At 65.7% G+C, this 20,217-nt stretch carries 19 protein-coding genes; 7 read left to right on the top strand and 12 right to left on the bottom strand.

All coding sequences use genetic code 11. The features are described 5' to 3' along the window. From CX676_RS13420 to CX676_RS13405, 4 genes are read left to right on the top strand one after another with little or no spacing between them, the layout of a single operon-like run. Positions 1–1,596 (top strand): GMC family oxidoreductase, encoded by a 1,596-nt coding sequence (locus CX676_RS13420; RefSeq protein ID WP_101753073.1) that lies wholly within the window; start codon positions 1–3, stop codon positions 1,594–1,596. Position 1,597: 1 nt separating this feature from the next. Then, positions 1,598–1,930 carry a Dabb family protein gene (locus CX676_RS13415; protein ID WP_101753072.1) on the top strand — a complete coding sequence of 111 codons (333 nt, stop codon included), beginning with the start codon at positions 1,598–1,600 and terminating at the stop codon, positions 1,928–1,930. Then, positions 1,930–3,096 carry a dihydrodipicolinate synthase family protein gene (locus CX676_RS13410; protein ID WP_101753071.1) on the top strand — a complete coding sequence of 389 codons (1,167 nt, stop codon included), beginning with the start codon at positions 1,930–1,932 and terminating at the stop codon, positions 3,094–3,096. The genes CX676_RS13415 and CX676_RS13410 overlap by 1 nt, the downstream gene beginning before the upstream one ends. After that, entirely contained in the window at positions 3,097–4,110 is a 1,014-nt protein-coding gene (locus tag CX676_RS13405; RefSeq protein ID WP_101753070.1) for a LacI family DNA-binding transcriptional regulator, read from the top strand. A gap of 3 nt (positions 4,111–4,113) precedes the next feature. Here CX676_RS13405 and CX676_RS13400 read toward each other — a convergent pair whose 3' ends face one another. Continuing rightward, positions 4,114–5,232, bottom strand: coding sequence for an iron-containing alcohol dehydrogenase family protein (locus CX676_RS13400; protein WP_101753069.1), 1,119 nt, complete (start codon positions 5,230–5,232; stop codon positions 4,114–4,116). A 336-nt stretch (positions 5,233–5,568) separates the two neighbouring features. On the opposite strand from CX676_RS13400, the gene CX676_RS13395 reads away from it, so the two are divergent. Together CX676_RS13395 and pdxA are read left to right on the top strand one after the other, a co-directional pair. Further along, positions 5,569–6,462, top strand: coding sequence for a dihydrodipicolinate synthase family protein (locus CX676_RS13395; protein WP_101753068.1), 894 nt, complete (start codon positions 5,569–5,571; stop codon positions 6,460–6,462). A 37-nt stretch (positions 6,463–6,499) separates the two neighbouring features. Further along, on the top strand, positions 6,500–7,480 hold the full coding sequence (gene pdxA / locus CX676_RS13390; protein ID WP_101753067.1) for a 4-hydroxythreonine-4-phosphate dehydrogenase PdxA: 981 nt from the start codon (positions 6,500–6,502) through the stop codon (positions 7,478–7,480). Between the two features lie 48 nt (positions 7,481–7,528). On the opposite strand, the gene CX676_RS13385 is transcribed toward pdxA, so the two are convergent. The 10 genes from CX676_RS13385 to CX676_RS13340 form a co-directional block, all read right to left on the bottom strand. Beyond that, entirely contained in the window at positions 7,529–8,707 is a 1,179-nt protein-coding gene (locus CX676_RS13385) for a sialidase family protein (protein ID WP_101753066.1), read from the bottom strand. Between the two features lie 82 nt (positions 8,708–8,789). After that, positions 8,790–9,512 carry a FadR/GntR family transcriptional regulator gene (locus CX676_RS13380; protein ID WP_101753065.1) on the bottom strand — a complete coding sequence of 241 codons (723 nt, stop codon included), beginning with the start codon at positions 9,510–9,512 and terminating at the stop codon, positions 8,790–8,792. A gap of 47 nt (positions 9,513–9,559) precedes the next feature. Next, positions 9,560–10,576 carry a four-carbon acid sugar kinase family protein gene (locus CX676_RS13375; protein ID WP_101753064.1) on the bottom strand — a complete coding sequence of 339 codons (1,017 nt, stop codon included), beginning with the start codon at positions 10,574–10,576 and terminating at the stop codon, positions 9,560–9,562. Continuing rightward, a complete protein-coding gene (locus CX676_RS13370; protein WP_101753063.1) occupies positions 10,573–11,253 on the bottom strand; it encodes an SDR family NAD(P)-dependent oxidoreductase in 681 nt (226 codons plus the stop codon). Before CX676_RS13370 ends, CX676_RS13375 begins: the two co-directional genes overlap by 4 nt. Beyond that, positions 11,250–12,224, bottom strand: a complete 975-nt coding sequence (locus tag CX676_RS13365) for a 2-hydroxyacid dehydrogenase (protein ID WP_101753062.1) — start codon at positions 12,222–12,224, stop codon at positions 11,250–11,252. Before CX676_RS13365 ends, CX676_RS13370 begins: the two co-directional genes overlap by 4 nt. Beyond that, entirely contained in the window at positions 12,224–13,846 is a 1,623-nt protein-coding gene (locus tag CX676_RS13360) for an ABC transporter ATP-binding protein (protein WP_101753061.1), read from the bottom strand. The genes CX676_RS13365 and CX676_RS13360 overlap by 1 nt, the downstream gene beginning before the upstream one ends. Beyond that, on the bottom strand, positions 13,839–14,762 hold the full coding sequence (locus CX676_RS13355) for an ABC transporter permease (RefSeq protein WP_101753060.1): 924 nt from the start codon (positions 14,760–14,762) through the stop codon (positions 13,839–13,841). Before CX676_RS13355 ends, CX676_RS13360 begins: the two co-directional genes overlap by 8 nt. Before the next feature lie 10 nt (positions 14,763–14,772). Further along, the gene (locus tag CX676_RS13350; protein WP_101753059.1) at positions 14,773–15,687 is read right to left on the bottom strand and encodes an ABC transporter permease; all 915 of its coding nucleotides are present in this window, start codon (positions 15,685–15,687) and stop codon (positions 14,773–14,775) included. Between the two features lie 78 nt (positions 15,688–15,765). Then, complete coding sequence (locus CX676_RS13345; protein ID WP_101753058.1) at positions 15,766–17,265, bottom strand: ABC transporter substrate-binding protein; 1,500 nt, start codon at positions 17,263–17,265, stop codon at positions 15,766–15,768. 196 nt (positions 17,266–17,461) lie between these two features. Then, positions 17,462–18,334: a DMT family transporter gene (locus CX676_RS13340; protein WP_101753057.1), complete on the bottom strand. Its 873-nt coding sequence runs from the start codon at positions 18,332–18,334 to the stop codon at positions 17,462–17,464. A gap of 227 nt (positions 18,335–18,561) precedes the next feature. Here CX676_RS13340 and CX676_RS13335 point away from each other — a divergent pair, with 227 nt between their 5' ends. Beyond that, positions 18,562–19,494 (top strand): LysR family transcriptional regulator, encoded by a 933-nt coding sequence (locus CX676_RS13335; RefSeq protein ID WP_157935933.1) that lies wholly within the window; start codon positions 18,562–18,564, stop codon positions 19,492–19,494. On the opposite strand, the gene CX676_RS13330 is transcribed toward CX676_RS13335, so the two are convergent. Beyond that, on the bottom strand, positions 19,491–20,201 hold the full coding sequence (locus tag CX676_RS13330; protein ID WP_101753055.1) for a ribonuclease activity regulator RraA: 711 nt from the start codon (positions 20,199–20,201) through the stop codon (positions 19,491–19,493). The two genes, CX676_RS13335 and CX676_RS13330, sit on opposite strands and share 4 nt — an antisense overlap. Positions 20,202–20,217 lie beyond the last annotated feature (16 nt).

The following is a 20,217-nucleotide window of genomic DNA, read 5'->3' as shown; positions in this document are numbered from 1 at the left end:
ATGGCAGAGGCCTATGATTTCATCATTGTCGGCGGTGGCAGCGCGGGTTGCGTGCTGGCCGCGCGGCTGAGCGAGAACCCGAACCTGCGGGTGCTGCTGCTGGAGGCGGGCGGGCGCGACTGGCACCCGTTCTTCGCCATGCCGGCGGGGTTTGCGAAGATGACCAAGGGCATCGGCAGCTGGGGCTGGAACACCGTCCCACAGCGCCACATGAACGACATGGTCATCCGCTTTACGCAGGCGAAGGTGCTGGGCGGCGGCTCCTCGATCAACGCCCAGATCTATACCCGCGGCAATGCGCAGGATTATGACGAATGGCGGCAACTGGGCTGCGACGGCTGGTCCTACGAGGATGTGCTGCCCTATTTCCGCAAATCCGAGAACAATGACACCTATAATGACCGCTATCACGGGCAGGGCGGTCCGCTTGGCGTGTCGAAACCCGCCGCACCTTTGCCCATTTGCGAGGCCTATTTCCGGGCGGCGGGCGAGCTTGGCATTCCCTTCAACGCCGACATGACCGGCGAGACGCAGGATGGCGTGGGTTACTATCAGCTGACCCAGCGCCATGCCCGGCGCTCTTCGACCTCCAAGGCATTTCTGGACCCGGCGCGGGGCCGGACGAACCTGACCGTGCGCTCGGGCGAGCAGGTGACGCGGATCGTCACCGAACAGGGCCGCGCCGTGGGGGTGGAACTGCTGGGTCAATCCGGCCCCGAGACCCTGCGCGCCGAGGCCGAGGTGATCCTCTCCTCGGGCGCCATCGGCTCGCCGCGCCTGCTGATGCTGTCGGGCATTGGCCCGGCGGATCACCTGCAATCGGTGGGCGTGCCGGTGGTGCTGGATCAGCCCGGCGTCGGCTCGGACCTGCAGGACCATCTGGACCTGTTCGTGATCGCCGAATGCAGCGGGCCTTACACCTATGACCGCTATGCGAAGCCCTGGTGGTCGGCGGTGGCGGGGCTGCAATATCTCATGACCCGCAAAGGGCCGGTGGCCTCGAGCCTGTTTGAAACCGGCGGCTTCTGGTATGCGGAAGACGGCGCGCGGTCGCCCGATATCCAGTTCCATCTGGGCCTTGGCTCGGGGATCGAGGCCGGGGTTGCTGCCATGCCCAACGGCGGGGTCACGCTGAACTCGGCCTATCTGCGACCCCGCTCGCGCGGGACGGTGCGGCTTGGCAGCGCCGATCCCATGGCCGCGCCGCTGATCGACCCGAATTACTGGGCCGATCCGCATGACCGCGAGATGTCGATCAAGGGGCTGAAACTGGCGCAGGAGATCATGCGCCAGCCGGCGCTGAAGGGCATGGTCACGCGCGAGGTCCTGCCCGGACCCGAGGTGCGGACGGACGAGGATTACATCCGCTATGCCTGCCAGAATTCCAAGACCGACCATCACCCCGCCGGCACCTGCCGCATGGGCAGTGACGAGGCTGCCGTCGTCGATACCCGCCTGCGCTTCCGCGGGATCGAGGGGTTGCGCGTCGTCGATGCCTCGGTGATGCCGCGGCTGGTCTCGTCGAATACCAATGCGCCCACCATCATGATCGCCGAGAAAGCCGCCGACATGATCCGCGCCGACAACGGAGTGTAAAATGATCCGCCATATCGTCCTTGTCCGCTATCGCCCGGAGACCACCGAGGCCCAGATCGCCCAGATCCATGCCGATCTCGAGGGCATCCGCGCGCTGCTGCCCGGCATGGGGCCCTTCCGCGCCGGGCGCAGCGAAAGCCCGGAAATGCTGGAGCGAGGCTATATGCACGGCTTCACCGTCGATTTCGAAAGCTGGGAGACGCTGGCCGCCTATCAGGAACATGCCGAGCATCGCCGCGTGGGCGATGCCATCGTTGCCGCAGCGGATGGCGGCGTGGACGGCATCCTTGTCTTTGACCTGCCCGTCGATGGGCCTGTGGAAGGAGCTTCGTGATGGCGCTGAACCTGCCCACCTATGACGGAAAGCTGGAAGCCTATGCCCTGCAGGGCGATCCGCTGGTGCCGGGTGCGCCGCGTGTGCCCCTGACCCGCACCGCCTTCGCCGCTGCCCACGTGGTCAGCGATCCCCTGGCCGAGCGCGATCCGTGGGTTGGTCGCCCGGCGGTGGACTGGGAGAATACCCTGCGCTTTCGCCACTGGCTCTGGGATCAGGGGCTGGGACTGGCCGAGGCGATGGACACGGCGCAGCGCGGCATGGGCGTCGACTGGCTGACCGCCAAGGAGCTGATCGAGCGCAGCATGGTCGAGGCCAAGGCGCATCCCCTGAAGCCGCGCGTGGCCTGCGGCGCCGGGACCGATCACAAGACCCTGGCCGAACTGCCCGACGAGGCCGCGATCATCGCCGCCTATGAGACGCAGATGGAGGCGATCGAGGCGGCGGGAGGGCAGGTGATCCTGATGGCGACCCGCGCCCTGCCGGCCATCGGGGCCGGACCCGAGACCTATGCGCGGGTCTATGACCGGCTGTTGTCGCAGGCGAAGGACCCGGTGGTGCTGCACTGGCTGGGCGACATGTTCGACCTGGCGCTGAAAGGCTATTGGGGCGGAAGTGATGTCGACGCGGCCTCGGATGCGGTGCTGGCGATCATCAATGCGAACAGGGCCAAGGTCGATGGCATCAAGATCTCGCTCTTGGATCAGGCGCATGAAGAGGCCTTCCGCGCCCGCCTGCCCGAGGGCGTCCGGCTCTATACCGGCGATGATTTCAACTATGCCGCGCTGATCGAGGGCGACGGGACGTATTATTCCCATGCCCTGCTGGGCGCCTTCGCCGCCATCGCCCCCGCCGCGGCGCAGGCGCTGGAGGCATTGGCGCAGGGCGACACAGCCACCTATCACGCGCTTTTCGCCCCGACCGTGCCGCTGTCGCGCGAGATCTTCAAGGCGCCGACCCAGTTCTACAAGGCCGGCATCGCCTTCCTTGCCTGGCTGAATGGCGCGCAGTCGCATTTCATCATGCCCGCAGGCTTCCAGTCCTCGCGCGAGATCAGCCATTATGCCGAGGTCTACCGGCTGGCCGATCAGGCCCGGGTGCTGTCGCGCCCCGATCTCGCGGAGGAGCGGATGCGGCTGCTGCTCGCGCTGCACGGGATCGGCTGAATGCCCCGCCGCCCGACCATTCTGGACGTTGCCGCCCATGCCGGCCTGTCGAAATCGACGGTCTCGCTGGTCCTGAAGAACAGCCCGCAGATCAAGCCGGAAACCGCCGCGCTGGTCCGGCGGTCGATGGAGGCGGTGGGTTACGTCTATAACCGGGCGGCGGCGAACCTGCGCTCCAGTTCCACTGGGCTGGTGGGGCTGGTCATCAACGATCTGCGGAACCCCTTCTTCACCGAATTCGCGGCCTCGTTCCAGATGGCGCTGTTCGCGCGCGGCTATGCCACGGTGATCTCGAACTCGGGCGAGGACCCGGCGATGCAGGCCGAGATCATTACCTCGATGATCGAGCATGGCGTTTCGGCGCTGGTCATTTCGCCCAGCTATGGCGAGGTGACCGCGACCTTCGAGCAGATCGCCCGTGCGCAGGTGCCGACGCTGCAGGTGCTGCGGCAGGTCAGCCCGCTGACCGAGGACTTTCCCTTCTCCTCCTTCGATTATGTTGATGGCGGCAGGCAGGCGGCGCGGCACCTGGTCGAGGCGGGGGCAAGGCGCATCGCCTTTGTCGGCGGCTTGCAGGGGCGGGCGATCACGGCGGAGCGGATGCAGGGCTATCTGGACGAGATGGCGCGGATCGGGGCCGAGCCGCTGGTTCTTCATGGCCGCCCCTCGCGGCAGGTCGGGGCTGATCTGGCCGAGCAGCTGATGAGGGATCACCCTGATGTGGATGCGGCGATCTGCTTCAACGATCTGGTGGCGCTGGGGATGATGGCGCGGCTGTCGCGCGCGGGGGTCATGCCGGGCCGTGATTTCCGTCTGACTGGCTTTGACGATATCGAGGAAAGCGCACAGGTCTGGCCGGGGCTGAGTTCCGTCAGTTGCGACATCACCAGCTTTGGCCAGAAAACCGCCGCGACGCTGCTGGACTGGCTGGTCGAGGGCAAGAAGCCCGCGGCCGAGCGACGCGAGCCAGTGCATCTGGTGCCGCGCGCCTCGAGCATGGGCGAGGGGCTTTAGGCCTCAATAGGCGGCGCGGTAGATGCCTTCGATCTCGCCGACCGACAGATCGACCGGATTCCAGTCCAGCAATCGCCGGATGGCATGGGCATCGCGCGCCATGTTGGGCAGGTCATCCTCGGGCACGCGATGGGCGCCAAGGCGCATGTCGAGTCCAAGCGCCTCGCAGAAATCCCGCGCTCCGGCCAGCACATCCTGCGAGCCGCCGGGGGCGAAACCCAGGGCGCGGCAGATGGCCTCTGTCTTTTCCACCGTCGCCGGGGCATTGGCGGCCAGAACATGCGGGAAGATCAGCGCATTGGCGATGCCATGCGCAAGGTGGTGGCGCGTCCCCAGCGGATAGGCGACGGCATGGCCGGCGGTGGTGTTGACCGGGCCAAGGCAAACCCCGCCATAAAGCGCCGCCAGCGATAGCCCGGCCCGCGCCTCGGCATCCGTGCCGTCCTCGACCGCGCGGCGCAGGTATTTCCCGACCAGCTCGATCCCTTGCAGGGCATAGGCATCGATGATCGGATGGCTGCGCTTCGAGGTGAAGGCCTCGACGCAATGGGCCATGGCATCGACGCCGGTGGCGGCGGTGACAAAGGGCGGCACGGAATAGGTCAGGGCCGGGTCGATGATCGCCAGATCGGCCAGCATGTGCCGGCTTTCGGTGGCGACCTTGGCCTGCGTGGCCGGATCGGTGATCAGCGCGCGGGTGCCAACTTCCGAGCCGGTGCCGGCAGTGGTCGGGATCTGCACCAGCCCGACGCGGCGTGCGGGCGCGCGGTTCGGGCCGGAAATATCGGCCAGCCTCAGGTCGTGGCCGGCCATCACTGCCACCATCTTGGCGAGATCCATCGCCGAGCCGCCGCCAAAGCCGATGACGCAATCGGCGCCTTCGGCCGCCGCCACGGCGGCCATCAGGTTGGTGATGTCAGGCTCGGGCACCACGGTGCCAAAGCAGGCCGGCGTGCCGAGCCCCAGCACCGCCAGCCGCGCCGCGTTCACCGGATCGGCGATCACCACCGGGCGGCCATAACCCCGTTCCTCGACCCAAGCGGCCAGAGTGTCGATCGTGCCCACGCCAAAGCGCAGGACCGGCGGGCGCAGCAGTTCTATCGGGTCTGAAAGCAGGGGCATCTTGTCACTCCGGTCGATTGTCGCCGCGCTAGATGGGGTGCAGAATGCGCAGGTTGCGAAAAGTTGTCAACAAGTATGTTTGATGGCGGGTCCGGATGGTTCTGTCCCCGGTCTGACCGCGTTTCGTTGCTCGAAATAAGCATTTTATGACAAAATCTATGTTACTGGCGCGAGGTCTGCTGAATTGTCGCCGCGGAGGTTGGGCTTTCGGGCGCATATCTTGCCAACAATTTGGCAAAATACATTGACAACTTATCATATTCACGCCAGTTTCCCGCCAAGGCTTGTAGCCCCGGGGAATCGCCCCGGCAGAATCGGCCCCTTGCGAGGTGACCCATGACCCAATCCCCCCGTTCGGCCTATGTCGCGCTTGTCACCTGTTTCAACGAGGACGAGACGCTGAACCTCGAGGCCACGCGCGCGCAGGTGCGCCGTCAGGTCGCGGCCGGCAACAACATCATGTGCTGCGGCACCAATGGCGATTTCACCGCGCTGACGCAGGGCGAGAAGATCGACCTGCTGGAGGCGGTGATGGACGAGGTGGCGGGGCGGGTGAAGGTGATCGTCAATGCCGGCTGCCCGGCAACCTTCGAAACGCTGCAACTCGCGCGCGCTGTCGACCGCATGGGGGTCGAGGGCATCGCCGTCATCACCCCCTATTTCATCGCATGCACGCAGGACGGGCTGATTCGCCATTTCACCACCGTCGCCGATGCGGTGACGACTCCCGTCTATCTCTATGACATTCCCGCGCGCACCCAGAACCATATCGAGCCTGATACTGCGCGCGTGCTGGCCCGCCACCCGAACATTGCCGGGATCAAGGATTCCGGCGGCTCGACCGAGACGGTGATGGATTATCTGGATGTCGCCCGCGACGAAGGCAATTTCGAGGTCTATTGCGCCCCCGACCATCTGGTCCACTGGGGCTTGCAGCAGGGCTGCGCCGGGGTGATCTCGGGTCTGGGCAATGTCGCGCCGCAGGTGCTGGCCCAGATCATCGCCAGCTTCAACGCCGGCGACGATGCCGGGGCCGAGGCGGCACAGACGGTCTTTGCCGGGCTGCGCAAGGATCTTTACGCGCTTGGCTTCCCGCCGGCGCTGGTCAAGCGGGCGCTCTACCAGATGGACCCCTCGGTCGGTCTCTCGCGCCAGCCAGCGCTGCTGCCCGATCCCGCGCAGGACGCCGCCATCCGCGAAATTCTGCGTAAATACGAGTTGACGGCATGACCCCCCGCCCCGATTCCTCCCACCGAAAGGACGCCCCATGACCGACCAACCCATCGTCATCACCATGGGCGACCCCTCGGGCGTCGGCGCCGAGGTGACCGTGAAAGCCATCGCCTCGCTGCCGCCCGAGGCGCGCGGCGGTTATGCCGTCATCGGTGACCGCGACACGCTGGACCGCGCGATTACCGCCAGCGGCGTGACGCTGGCGCTGTCGGACAGCGCAAAGCCGGGCGCCTTGCAGGTGATCCATGTGCCGGTCGACGGGCTGCCGGGCCGCTTCGGCGTCCTGTCCGAGGCCTGCGGCGAGGCGTCCTTCCGCTACATCCAGCGCGCGGTCGAGCTGACCAGCGGCGGCAAGGCGGCGGGCATCGTCACCGCGCCGATCAACAAGGAGGCGCTGAATGCCGCCGGGCATCACTATGACGGCCATACCGGGATGCTGGCGGCGCTGACCGGTTGCAAGTCCTCGTGGATGCTGCTGGCGTCCGAGCGGCTGAACGTCATCCATGTCTCGACCCATGTCTCGCTGAAGGACGCCATCACCCGCGCCACGCCCGAGCGCGTGGCCGAAACCATCCGCACCGGTCATCGCCATTTGCGTCGTATGGGGATCGAGAACCCCCGGATCGCTGTCGCCGGGATCAACCCGCATTGCGGCGAGAACGGGCTTTTCGGGCGTGAGGATGATCTTCAGACCGGGCCGGGGGTCGAGATCGCCCGGGCCGAGGGGATCGACGTGCAGGGGCCGATCTCGGCGGATACGGTCTTCCACCGCGCCTATAACGGCGCCTTCGATCTGGTCGTGGCGCAATATCACGATCAGGGTCATATCCCGATCAAGCTGATCGCCTTCGATTCTGCGGTGAATGTCTCGCTTGGTCTGCCCATCGACCGCAGCTCGGTCGATCATGGCACTGCCTTTGACATTGCGGGCACTGGCCGCGCCAACCATGTGAACATGCTGTCGGCGCTGGATTATGCCGGGAAACTGGCGCAGGGGCGTCGCGCCACGGCCTGATCGCGGGTCAGGGCGCAGGTCGATCGGTTTACAACCTGCGCCATCCTTTCACAGCCGGGTCAGCCGCTCGCGCCAGCCCGGAGCCAGACGCACGTGCTTGATGGCGCGGCGGTGGAAGGTATAGCTCAGATGCAGCGCCCCGTCCGTCGTCTCCAGCAGCCAGGGATAGGACAGTTCGTGGTTCTTGCCGTCCAGCGAGTTGTTGGACAGGCAGGCGCCATCGCCATCCTCGATCAAGTAGCGTTCGGGAAAACTGGCCCCGCCATCGGTCGAGAGGCACAGCGCCGCCGGCGCGCGCGGCACGCCCCAGATCGGGGTGCAGCCGCCCTGCGGGTCCGCGTCGGGCCGGCCATCCTCTTCGCCCAGCTCGTCATAGAGCGAGGCCCGGCGGTCGGGTGACATCTCGGCATTGATCGGGTTGCAGATCAGCGCGACCTGGCCCGACGCCAGCCGGGTCGCCGCCAGTGAGGAATTGTTGTTCGGCACATCCGTCGCTACCGGGGCCGACCAACTGCGCCCGCCATCGAGGCTGTCCGAGCGGCAGACGAAATCGGCCTGACGCCGGCGATAGAAGGCCGAAAGCCGCGCACCGGTATCGACCGGGCACATATGGACCGAGCCGACCGAGCCAGGAACCTCCTGATAGGACCAGCTTTTCCCCTGATCGGGCGAGATCGCGACGGCGGCCACATCGTGGCTTCCGGTCCATTTCTGCCCCGGTCGCTGGACACAGCGGAACAGCGGCAGCAGCCATGACCCATTGCTCTGCACCTGCAATTGCGCCCGGATGAAGCAGCCGCGCGGCAGGTCGATATAGGCGCCCGCCTCGGCCCGGAGCCGGTCGCCCTCGCGGGTCAGCCGGGCCATGCGCACCCGGCATTCATCCTGATTGCCCGAGGGCTGCGAGGTGTGGAACAGCCACAACTGCCCATCCGGCGCCGGGAAGATCACCGGGTTCTGTTCGGAATGATCGGGATCGTCGCTGAGCGTCGAGACCGGTCCCCATTGGGTTGCACCGGGCAAAAGGATAGCCGCGCGGATGGAAATGTCGGACTTGCCTTCAAGCGAGCCGCCGAACCAGGTGCAGATCACCGCGCCATCGGGCAGTTCGACCAGGAACGAGGCGTGGTTCTGGACGGCGGGCGAGGGCAGGAAGGCCTCGTCCCGGCCCGGTGTGGTGGTCGCAAGGCGGCCATCCATCGAAGCGGCAATCTCGTCAACGGTCATGGAATCCCCCCAGTGTTTGCAGGGGGATTCAGCCTCGAACCGGGCCAGATGTCAAGTTATTTGTGATGTTGTAAATAACTTGTCAATTCCGCATCTGCAGATCGATCAACCCGCCGCCGAACAGCCGGTCGCGCGATTGCTCGATATGCCCGCGCATCAGCCGCGCCGCATCCTCGCCCCGCTTGTCCTGGATCGCCTCGCGGATGGCGGTATGTTCGGCCAGCACATCCTCCAGCCCCTTGGCGCCATCGCTCATCAGCGACTGGCCATGCATCTTCATGCCGACGTTGATATGGTCGCGAAGCGCCCGCATCGTGGCCTCGTAATATTGATTGTTCGAGGCTTTCGCGATGGCGAGGTGAAAGGCGAAGTCGGCATCCTCGCGGTGCTGCATCGAGCCGGTCGCGTCGCGCAAAAGCGCCAGTGCCCGGTCGATTTCCTCCAGCGCCGACTGGTTGCGACGCCCTGCCGCCAGCCGCGTGGCATCGGATTCCAGCGTCAGGCGAAACTCATAGCAGCGCTGGATATCGGCCAATGTCTCGACCCGTGCAAAGCCCACGGGGGCATTGACCGGCAGACGGACATAGCTGCCCGCCCCCTGCCGCGAATAAATCAGCCCCTCGTCCCTCAGCCGCTCCATCGCCGCGCGGAGGATCGGGCGCGAGACGCCGAATTCGACCGACAGGGCGTTTTCCGGTGGCAGTTTCTGGTTCACCTCGTATTCGCCATTGGTGATGCGGGTGAACAGCAGGTGATAGACCTTGTCGGCCAGCGTGGTCCTGGGCTTGGCCTTGTCATAGGTCATCTTTGGCTCCGTAACGGCTTCGGACAAAGGACTAACCTATCTGAGCATCATTTGACAAATTTTCCAGTCAACTGCGTCAAGGCACCGGGCCCGCCGAAGCCGCCGGATTTGGTGATGACGGTCAGCTTGCCGTCAAGCGTGCGGGCGACGGGAATGCCGGGCAGGATTTCACCAAGCAAATCAAGGGTGGTGATGCCGAGCTTCCGCAGGATGGCATGTGCGGTTTCGCCGCCGCAGGCGAAGAGGGTACGGGGCGGGTTGCGGCGCAGCTCTCGGGCGATGCCGGTTGCAAAGTTCTCTGCGGCTTGAGCGGGTGACACAGGTTCAACACCGGGCGTACACCGGACGAGACTCAGGTCGGCCACCGGCAAGGGCGGAACCGCGCCGTTGGGCGCGGCAAGGGGGGCGCTGTCCAGCGCCGCGATCTGCGCCAGCGTCACCGGATCGCGCGAGCCGATGGCCATCAGCAGTGGCAGCGGCAGATCAATCGGGGCCGTGGCATCGCCCGGCGGCAGTGCGCGGGCCAGCGCCTCGGCCAGACCGGCGGCGCCGGCATGGATCACCTGATCCAGCGCGTCCGGCAGGACGGCGTCAATCTCGGCATCGCTGGTGGCTTTGGGAATGCGGGCTTCGATACCGAGTGCCGGGGCTATGGCGATCGGCGTTCCGATCCCCGCGCCGGTAACGCAGCCATCGGCGACCACTCGCGCGAGCCGCGGGATCGCCGGGACGGCAAGCACCGGCAGTGGAAAGACACCCCGCAGGGCCGCTAGTTCGGCGGCGATATGTCCCTTCATCCGGCTGTCGATCTTCTTGAACAGGATGCCGTCGAAGCCCGCCGAAGCTTCGGCGATGCGCTGCACCGCCTGCGCGGCCTCGGCCACAGGCACCTCGCGCGTGCCGGTGGCAATGGCGATGACCTGCAGATCAGGATCGGTCAGCGCAGCGGGCAGATCGGCGGGGTCCAGAAGAACCCGGGTGGCATGTCCGCGCATGGCGAAGGCGGAACCGCTGTCCAAGGCGCCGGTCAGGTCATCGGCGATGATGAGGACGCGATAGGTCACAAAGACGCCCCGCCGCAGATGACGATCTCCTGCCCGGTGATGGCGCCTGCAAGTGGCGACAGCAGGAAGGCGACGGTTGCCGCGACTTCTTCGGGTCGGATCATCCGGCCGATGGGCGGCAATTTCGGCGCCTCGCTGGCGCGTTCGGGGTCGCGCAGCATCGGCGTGTCGGTGGCGCCGGGGGCGACGATATTGACGGTGATGCCGCGCGGGGCCAGCTCGGCGGCGACGGATCGCACCAGACCCGACAGCGCCGCCTTGGAGGCCGCATAGAGCGCCCGGCCCGGCGCGCCGCGCGCCACCCGGCTGCCGATCAGCACGATCCGGCCGCCATCCGACAGGCGCGGGGCCAGCGCCCCGATCAGCCGGGCCGAGGTCTCGACATGCAATTGCCACATGCGCGCGCCATCGGTGAAATCGAAGGCGTCATGCCGCCCGACGCGCAGCAGCCCCGCCGCATGGACCACGCCCGCCAGTGGCGGCAGGTCCCCGAGTGCGGCAGTCAGCGCCACCGGATCAGTCAGATCGACCGGCAGATGGGTAAAACCCTCGCCCAAGCCCTTAGGCGCGCTGCGCGACAGGCCGATGACCGAAAACCCCTCGGCCAGCAGCGCCTGCGCGATGGCCAGCCCGATGCCGGAACTGGCCCCTGTCACCAGCACAGCGCCCCGGCTCATCCCTCGGCAGGGGCTGGCACATAGGCCGCGAGATCGACCGGCGTCAGCAGCGGCTGGCCGGCATAGAAGGCGGCGAGGTTGTCCACGACCAGCTGCGCCATCGCGTCCCGCGTCTCGACCGTGCCCGAGGCGTGATGCGGAAACAGCGTCACATTGGGCAGCGCCGTCAGCGCCGGGTCGGGGTCGGGTTCGCTGGCAAAGACATCCAGCGCCGCCTGACCGAGCGCGCCCGAGGTCAGCGCCGCGATCAGCGCCGGTTCATCCACCACCGAGCCGCGCGAGACATTGACCAGAAGGCCCTGCGGCCCCAGAGCCGCCATCACCTCGGCCGAGATCAGCCCGCGCGTGCCCTCGCCACCGGCGACGATGACAACCAAAACGTCGCTGTCGCTGGCAAGCTGCAGCAGATCAGTCTGGAACTGCCACGGCACATCCTTCGGCCTGCGGTTCCAATAGCTGACGTGCATCCGCATCGCCTCGGCCCGGCGGGCGATCTCCTGCCCGATCGTGCCCATGCCGACGATGCCGAGCCGCTTGCCCGAGATGGTGCGCTGCAACGGGAACATGCCCTTTTTGGCCCAGTCACCCGAGCGGACATAGGCCTCGGCCGCGACCAGCGATCGCCGCGCCGCGAGCATCAGCATGATCGCCGTGTCGGCCACGTCATCGCTGAGCGCGGATGAGGTATTGGTCAGCTTCACCCCACGCTCGGCCATCGCAACAAGGTCAAAGCTTTCGAAACCGGCACTGGAACAGGCGACCAGTTCCAGCTTCGGCATGGCGGCGATCATCTCGCGCGTCACCGGCTCGTGCCCGTTGGTGGCGATGGTCCGGCATTTCGGCCCGTGCAGGGCGATGAAGGCCGCCTTGTCACCCGCCAGATCGGCGCGGTGCAGCGTATAGGCTGCCTCAAGCTGCTCCATCGCCTTGGGGCGCATTGGATAGAGCATCATCACATCGGGTTTCGACATCAGGCAACCTCCTTCGACAGTCGTTCGGCGCGGCGGCGGGCCTGAACCTCGGGATCGGGGTCCAGCGAAGCCGCCAGCAGATTTTGGGTATAGGTTTCGCGCGGGTTCTCGAAGATCTCGCGCACCGGGCCCTGTTCGACGATCTGGCCCTTCTGCATGACGATCACCCGGTCGGCAAAGTCGCGCACCACCGGCAGGTCATGGGCGATGAAGATGTAGCTGAGGCCGAATTCATCCTTCAGCTTGTCCAGAAGCTCGATCACCTGCGCCTGAACCTGCACGTCAAGGGCCGAAACCGCCTCGTCGCAGACGATGACGCGCGGTTCCAGCGCAAGGGCGCGGGCGATGGCGATGCGCTGGCGCTGGCCGCCGGAGAACTGGTGCGGATAGCGGTGGGCGTGTTCGGGCTTCAGCCCGACCTGACCCAAAAGCTCGGCCACCCGATCGCGCCAGCGCGCCTTGGGCAGGATCTCGGGATGGATCGCCCAGGCTTCCGAGATGATCTGATAGACCGTCATGCGCGGGTTGAGGCTTTGCGTCGGGTCCTGAAACACCATCTGGATGTCACGCCGCAGCTCGAACAATTCGCGCGGCGACAGGGCGAAGAGGTCGCGCCCGTGATACATCGCCCGCCCGCTGGTCGGTTCCTCGAGCCGCAGCAGCACTCGGGCCGTGGTCGATTTGCCCGAACCGGATTCGCCGACGATGGCCAGCGTCTCGCCCTCGCACAGCTCGAAACTGCAGCCCTTCAGCGCCTCGAATTCCCCGTACTTCTTGCAGACATTCTGCAGAAGCAGGATAGGCTCGGTCGTGGGCGGATCGTCATGGATCGCGCCCTTGCCCGGCGCCGCGCCGATCAGCCGCTTGGTATAGGCGTGCTGGGGATTGGCATAGACCTCGGCGGCCGTGCCCTGCTCGACGATCTCGCCGGCGTTCATCACCACCACCCGGTCGGCGATCTCGGCCACGACGCCCAGATCATGGGTGATGATCAGAAGCGCCATCCCGGTCTCGTGCTGCAACTGCTCCAGAAGCGCGAGGATCTGCGCCTGCACCGTCACGTCGAGCGCGGTGGTCGGCTCGTCGGCGATCAGCACGTCGGGGCGCAGCGCCAGCGCCATCGCGATCATCAGGCGCTGCCGCTGCCCGCCCGAGAACTGGTGCGGGTATTTCCGCGCCGAGGCTTCGGGGTTGGGGATGCCGACCTTGTCCAGAAGCGCGATGGTTTCCACCCGCGCCTTGTCCTGCGGCGTGCCATGGGTGGTCAGGGCCTCCTCGATCTGCCAGCCGACGGTATAGACCGGGTTCAGATGGCTCAGCGGGTCCTGAAAGATCATGGCGATGCGCTTGCCATTGATGTCGCGGCGTTCGGCGGCGCTCATCTTCAACAGGTCACGACCGCGATAAATGATTTCGCCGCTGGTGATCTCGCCCGGCGGGCAATCGATCAGATCCATCACCGCCGAGGCCGAGACCGACTTGCCCGAGCCGGATTCGCCAAGGATCGCCAGCACCTCGCCCGGCGCGACCTGCCAGCTGACATTGCGGACGGCCTCGACCGGGCCACGGGCGGTGTGGAAGGTGACGGAAAGGTTGCGGACTTCCAGAAGGGGCTCAGCCATGTTTCCGTGCTCCGATTTCAAGGCGCCAGCGTTGCACCGGGTCCAGCGCGACGCGCATCCAGTTCGACAGAAGGTTCAGCGACAGCGTGGTCAGGATGATCGCCAGACCCGGCCAGAACGAGAGCCACCAGGCGCTGGTCAGATAGGGCCGGCCCTGGCTGACCATCAGGCCCCAGGTGATCTCGGGAGGCTGGATGCCGATGCCGAGGAAGGAAAGCGAGCTTTCCGCCAGCATCACGAAGGAGAAATCCAGCGTGGCGATGGTCAGGATGGTGGGCAGTATCATCGGCAGGATGTGGCGAAAAATGATCCGCCGCGTCGGCGCGCCCATGACGGTTGCGGCCTGCACGAACATCCGCTCGCGCACCTCCAGCACCTCGGCGCGGGTGGTGCGCAGGTAGACCGGGATGCGGGTGATGGCGAGGACAAGGATGATGTTCCCGACCGAGGGGTCCAGCATGTAGAGGACGATCACGGCCAGCAGGAGCGAGGGGAAGGACATGATCACGTCGGCGAGACGCGGGATCAGTTCCGCCATGCGGCCACGGGAATAGCCGGCGATCAGGCCGAGGGTCGAGCCGATCAGCATGGCCAGCAGCACCGCACCGCCGGCGACGGCCATGGTATTTCCTGCCGCCACGATCAGCCGCGCCAGCAGCGGCCGGCCCAGCTGGTCGCCGCCGAGGATCATCATGAAGCCGCGCGACAGATCGAAGGGCGGGGCATTGCGGCCGCGCAGGTTCTGCTTGGTGGCCACGCCGTCCAGAAGCCAGGGGCCAAGGATGGCGCAGAGGAGCACGATGATCAGGAAGACGGCGGCGAAGAACGCCAGCTTGTCGGCCCAGAGCAGTGAAAGCCAGGTGCGAAAGCCGCTGCGTTCCTTCTCGGGGGCCGCGGATGCGGTTGCTTGGGTCATGTTCGCCTCCCTAATAGCGGATGCGGGGATCGAGCGCGGCATAGGCCAGGTCGATCAGGATGTTCATCAGGAAGATGGCGATGGCCGTGACCATGATCGCCGCGAGGATCACCGAGAAGTCGCGCTGCAGGATCGAATCGATCATCAGCTTGCCGACGCCGGGAAAGCCGAAGATGGTCTCGACGATCACCGCCCCGTTCAGCATCCCCGCCGCCTGATCGCCGATGACGGTAATGACCGGCAGCATGCCATTGCGAAGCGCATGGACGAAGATCTGCTTCTTCGGCGTCACGCCCTTGGCGCGGGCGGTCTTCACATAGGCTGAGGAGAGCGCGTTGATCATCGAGCCGCGCACAACCTGCAGGATCAGGCCGAAGGGCCGGATGAAGAGAACCGCAATGGGCAGGACCCAGTGCAGGGGCGTGCCGGTTCCGGATGTGGGCAGCCAGCCGAGGCCAAGCGAGAAGATGACGATGGCGACGATGGCGACCCAGAAATCCGGGGCGGCGGCGCCGATCAGCGAGAAGAAGGTGGCGATGCGGTCGAAGAAGCCACCGACCTTGAAGGCCGCCAGCGAGCCGAGAATGATCGCCGCCAGCGAGACCAGGAACATGGTGATCAGCGCCAGTTGCAGTGTCCAGGCGAAGGCCTCGATCACCACCTCGAGCGCCGGGCGGGCGCGGCGGATCGAGTCGCCGAAATCCAGATGCAGCACATCCCAGACATAGCGGCCGAACTGCACGATCAGCGGCTGATCCAGCCCGTTGATGGCGCGGAAATTGTCACGCGCCTCCTGGCTGGCATCGACCGGCAGGTAAAGGTCCGTCGGATCGCCGGTCAGGCGCGACAGGAAGAAGACGGCAACGATCAGCAAGAGCAGCGAGATGGCGCTGGAAATTGCCCGTTTGAACAGAAATTTCTTCATCGTCAGATCTTTCTTTCAGGGCTGATGGGCCGGAGAGGAAGGGGCGGCGGCGCGGGGATGCGCCGCCACCCGAGGGGGTTACTTGAACTTGATCTGCGAAAGCTGCAGCTCCGAGTTCGTGGCGATGGTCGGCTTGAAGTCCAGCCGTTCCGAGACGCGGCTGAAGCCCACCATGTGGAACAGGAAGATATCGGCCCAGAGGTCATGCGCCTTCTGGAAGGCCGCGCGCCAGGCCTCGGCCCGGGCATCGCCCGTCGCCGCGGTGGCATCGGCGATCAGCTTGTCCAGTTCCTCGTCGCAGATGCCCGACTGCAACCCGTCGCAGGCATATTTGAAATACATCGAGAAGACCGGATCGCCGCGATTGTTGTCATGCATGGCCGAAACCATCGCCGGGACGTCACCAGCTGCGAAGGGTTTCGAATAATGCTCGACCCATTCCGCCACCTCGACCATCTCGAGCTTCACGTTCAGCCCGACATCGGCGAACATCTGCTGCAGGGCTTCCAGCACCTCGGTCACGTTGGGATAGTTCCCCAGACGACCGATCAGGGTGATCTCGGTATCGACCGGCACACCGGCGGCCTTGGCTTCCTCGATCAGTGCGCGGGCGCGGTCGGGGTCATAGGCCGGCACGCCCAGATCGACATCGGCGCCAAGCGCGGTCGGGGGCGTCATATGCGTGGCCAGCGTGGCATCGGCCGGCACCAGCGTGCCAAGGAACGCCTCGCGGTCGACCGCCAGGTTCATCGCCTCGCGGATGCGGATGTCATCCAGCGGCGCCTTGCTGCTGTCGAGACGCAGATAGGTGGTTTCCGAGTTCGGATAGGCGAAATCGGTTGCCGGGTTGGTGGCGTCGTTCTGGTTGATCAGCGGCACGATATCGGCCTCGCCCGCCGGCACCATGGCGGCGCGTACCGCGTCATCGGTGCGGAACAGATAGGTGGCCTTGGTCACCACCGGCGCCTCGCCCCAGTAATCATCGCGGCGGTCCAGGATGATGTTCTGCCCGGCGTTCCATTCGCTCAGCACATAGGGGCCGGTGCCGACCGGCTGGCGGGTGAACTCCATCGCAGTTTCCGAGGGCACGATGGTCAGGGTCGAGAACAGAAGCGGCAGGATCGGCTGGGCCGGGTCCGAGGTGATGTCGACCGTCGCGTCATCGACCACCGCCGTGGTCAGGGTCATGCCGCCGAAGAACTTGGCACCGATCTCGCAGGTCAGGTCGGGCGAGACCGTGCGCTCGATCGAATGCTTGACGTCGGCGGCATCAAAGGCCGAACCGTCCGAGAAGGTCACGCCGGGGCGCAGGTGAAAGCGCCAGGTGCCGTTACCCATATCCTCCCAGCTTTCCGCCAGACGCGGCATCAGCGAGCCGTCCTCGGTGTTCAACTCGGTCAGCGTTTCGGAGATGTTCTGCAGGATGACGCGGCCGATATTCGACTGCGAGGCCATGCAGGGTTCGACCGTTTCAAGCTCTTCGTTCAGCGCGATGATGACATCGGTATCGGCGGCAAAGGCGGGTGCCGACAAGGCAAGCAAGGTCACCCCGCCCAGCAGGGTTGCGCGACAGTTCATGGATAGTCCTCCCATAGGAGCGGCTGTTGCAGTCACTCCGGCGGTCGCCGCAAGACGCCGGACAAGCATCTGAACCCGAGGCCTTGACCGGCCCTCCTCCTGGGTCATCCGCGATTTTAGGGTCATCCGCATGTCAGTCGACTCGTTTCTGATGCAGAATGATACGTTCTCGCTATCACTGGTGCTGTCATTGGTATCAGCCCTGCACCACGGCCTGACGCCCGCGCGCCGAGGCGGCCATCAAGAGGATGGCGGCAAAGATCAGCGCCGCGCCGGCCCAGGTCGAGATCGGTGAAAGCTCGCTGAAGACGAACCAGGCCATGGCGGCGACGAAGGGCAGGCGCAGGAAATCGACCGGCGCGACCAGCGAGGCATCGGCCAACTGGAACGCCCGGGTGACGCCCAGTTGCGAAACGGTGCCGATGACGCCCTGCAGCGCCAGCAGCCCCCATTGCGTGGCAGTGGGCGTAGTCCAGAAATACCAGGCCGGCAGCGCGGCCAAAGGCACCGAGACGATCAGATTCCAGGCCACCAGCGTATCGGCACGCTCGGTCCGGCCCATGACCTTCAGCATCAGCTGGATCGCCGCCGTCAGAAGCGCACCCAGCAGCGCCAGCATCAGCGCCTCACCCTCACCCAGCCCGATGGATGGGGCCAGAATCACCACGATCCCGGCAAAGCCCAGAACTAGCCCCATGAGCCGCAGCGGCCCCGGCTTCTCGGACAGGAACAGCCATGCGCCAAGGGTGACGAAGATCGGCGCGGCAAAGCCGATGGCGGTGACCGTGGCCAGCGGCGCCGCCTGCAGCGCGGTAAAGACCGCGACCAGCGAGCCGAGCTTCAGCGCCGCCCGCAGGACATGGCTGAAGCGCGCCTGTGTCCGCAGGATACCGGGCCGGGTCAGGATCAGCGGCAGCATCGCCAGAAGGCCGAAGCTCACGCGGGTGAAACCGATCACAAAGGGATGAACCTCGCCCGCCAGCAACCGCACGATGGCGCTGTCCACGGCGCCGCCAAGCGCCACCAGCGCCATGATCGCGACCCCCGTGATGGCATTGCGGTCCTGCATGATCCCCCCGATTCACGCCTTGGCGATGTGACTTAACAGCTTTCGGTTATTTTGTCATCTTGTAAAATTAGAACTTGTGTATCCGGCGGTTTGTGTGCGCGTATCTTGACAATATATCCAGCAAATACTGACAAAACTAAATGGCCTGACATTTTCATCATAAGATGACAAAATCTTGCATATTGCGACCCAAGCCCAGCTCTCGCAACATGGCGCGAGGGGGCGGGATGAGCGGACCGACGATCGAGTTGAACCAGCTGCGCTATTTCGTGGCCGTGGCCGAAGAGTTGAACTTCCGCCGCGCCGCGCGGCGGCTGAACATGACCCAGCCGCCCCTGTCGCGCCATATCGCGCTGCTGGAACATGTCCTTGGCGCGCGGCTGTTCGATCGCACCAACCGCTCGGTCCGGCTGACCCCGGCGGGGCGCAGGCTCCTCGCCGATGCGACCGATATCCTGACCCGCACCGAAAGCGCGATCCTGTCGGCACGGCAGGCGGCGCGCGGACAGGCCGGGCATATCGAACTGGGCTTCGTGCCCTCGGCCTGTCTCGAGGTTATTCCCCGCATTGCCCGCCGGGTGCGCGAGGCCTTGCCCGAGGTCGATCTGACCCTGCGCGAGGTGATGACCGCCGAGGCGGTCGATGCGCTGCAGGCGGGCAGTCTGGATTTCGCCGTCATCCGCCTGCCGCGCCACAATCCTGGCCTGCCGATCGAGAAACTGTGGAGCGAGCCCTTTGTCCTTGCCGCACCGCGCGGTCATCCGCTGCTGGATCAGCCCGAAATCCCGGTCAGCGCACTGCATGGCATCGACTTCATTGGCTATTCGACCGAACGTGGCGGCTTTCTGGCCGAGGTGGTACAGGGCTTTCTGAACGCGCAGGGGGTGACGCCGCGGATGATCTTTGCGGTGGCGCAAAGCCATACGATCATGTCGCTTGTCGATGGCGGTTTCGGCGTGGCGCTGGTGCCGCGTTCGAACAGCCAGATCGCCATGCCCAATACCGAGATCCGCGATATCGGCCTGCCGCCCGATGCGCTGCATTCCGATCTTTACCTGGCGCTGCGCCCCAAGGAACCCGAGCCACTGGTGCGCGAAATCGCCGCGCTGATCCGGGCGGAACTGACGCCCGAGATTCTGCCGCGCGGCGAGGCCGGTTAGCGGTTCTGCGACTTGCGCCATGCCGCGAATTCCCCGGCGAATTCGGCCTTGGTCTGCGGGTACAGCCCGATGATCGGCGTGCCGGCCTTGACCTTCTCGATGACGAAATCCTCGTAGACGGTCATCTCGGCAGCCTCGTCGGCGCATTCGTCGGCGATCTCGGCGGGGATGACGATGACGCAATCGGCGTCGCCCACGATGATGTCGCCCGGAAAGACCGGGGCATCGCCGCAGCCGATCGGCTCGTTGATGGCGATGGCCTCGTTATTCGTCAGGTTGGTCGGGCTGGACGGGCGGGTGTGATAGGCTGGCATCTCCAGTTCGGCGATGGTGGCGGCGTCGCGGAAGCCGCCATCGGTGACGACCCCCGCCGCGCCGCGCATCATCAACCGGGTGATGAGGATGTCACCGGCCGAGGCGGCATTGGCCTGCTTGCGGCTGTCCATCACCAGCACCGCGCCCGGCGGACAGGTCTCGATGGCGACGCGCTGGGGATGATCGGCATTGCGGAACACCGTCATCGGGTTGCGATCCTCGCGCGCCGGCATGTAGCGCAGGGTGAAGGCTGGCCCCACCATGTTCTTGCCCTTCCAGCCAAGCGGATGGACGCCCTGGATCACCTGATTGCGCAGGCCGCGCTTGTAGAGGACGCTGGCCAGCGTGGCGACGGACACGCCCATCAGCTTGTCGCGGGTGACTTGGTTCATGGTGGCGCTCCTTCTT

Source organism: Paracoccus zhejiangensis (assembly GCF_002847445.1).
Taxonomy (GTDB): Bacteria; Pseudomonadota; Alphaproteobacteria; order Rhodobacterales; family Rhodobacteraceae; genus Paracoccus; species Paracoccus zhejiangensis.
This window is presented reverse-complemented; position numbering and strand designations above follow the sequence as displayed.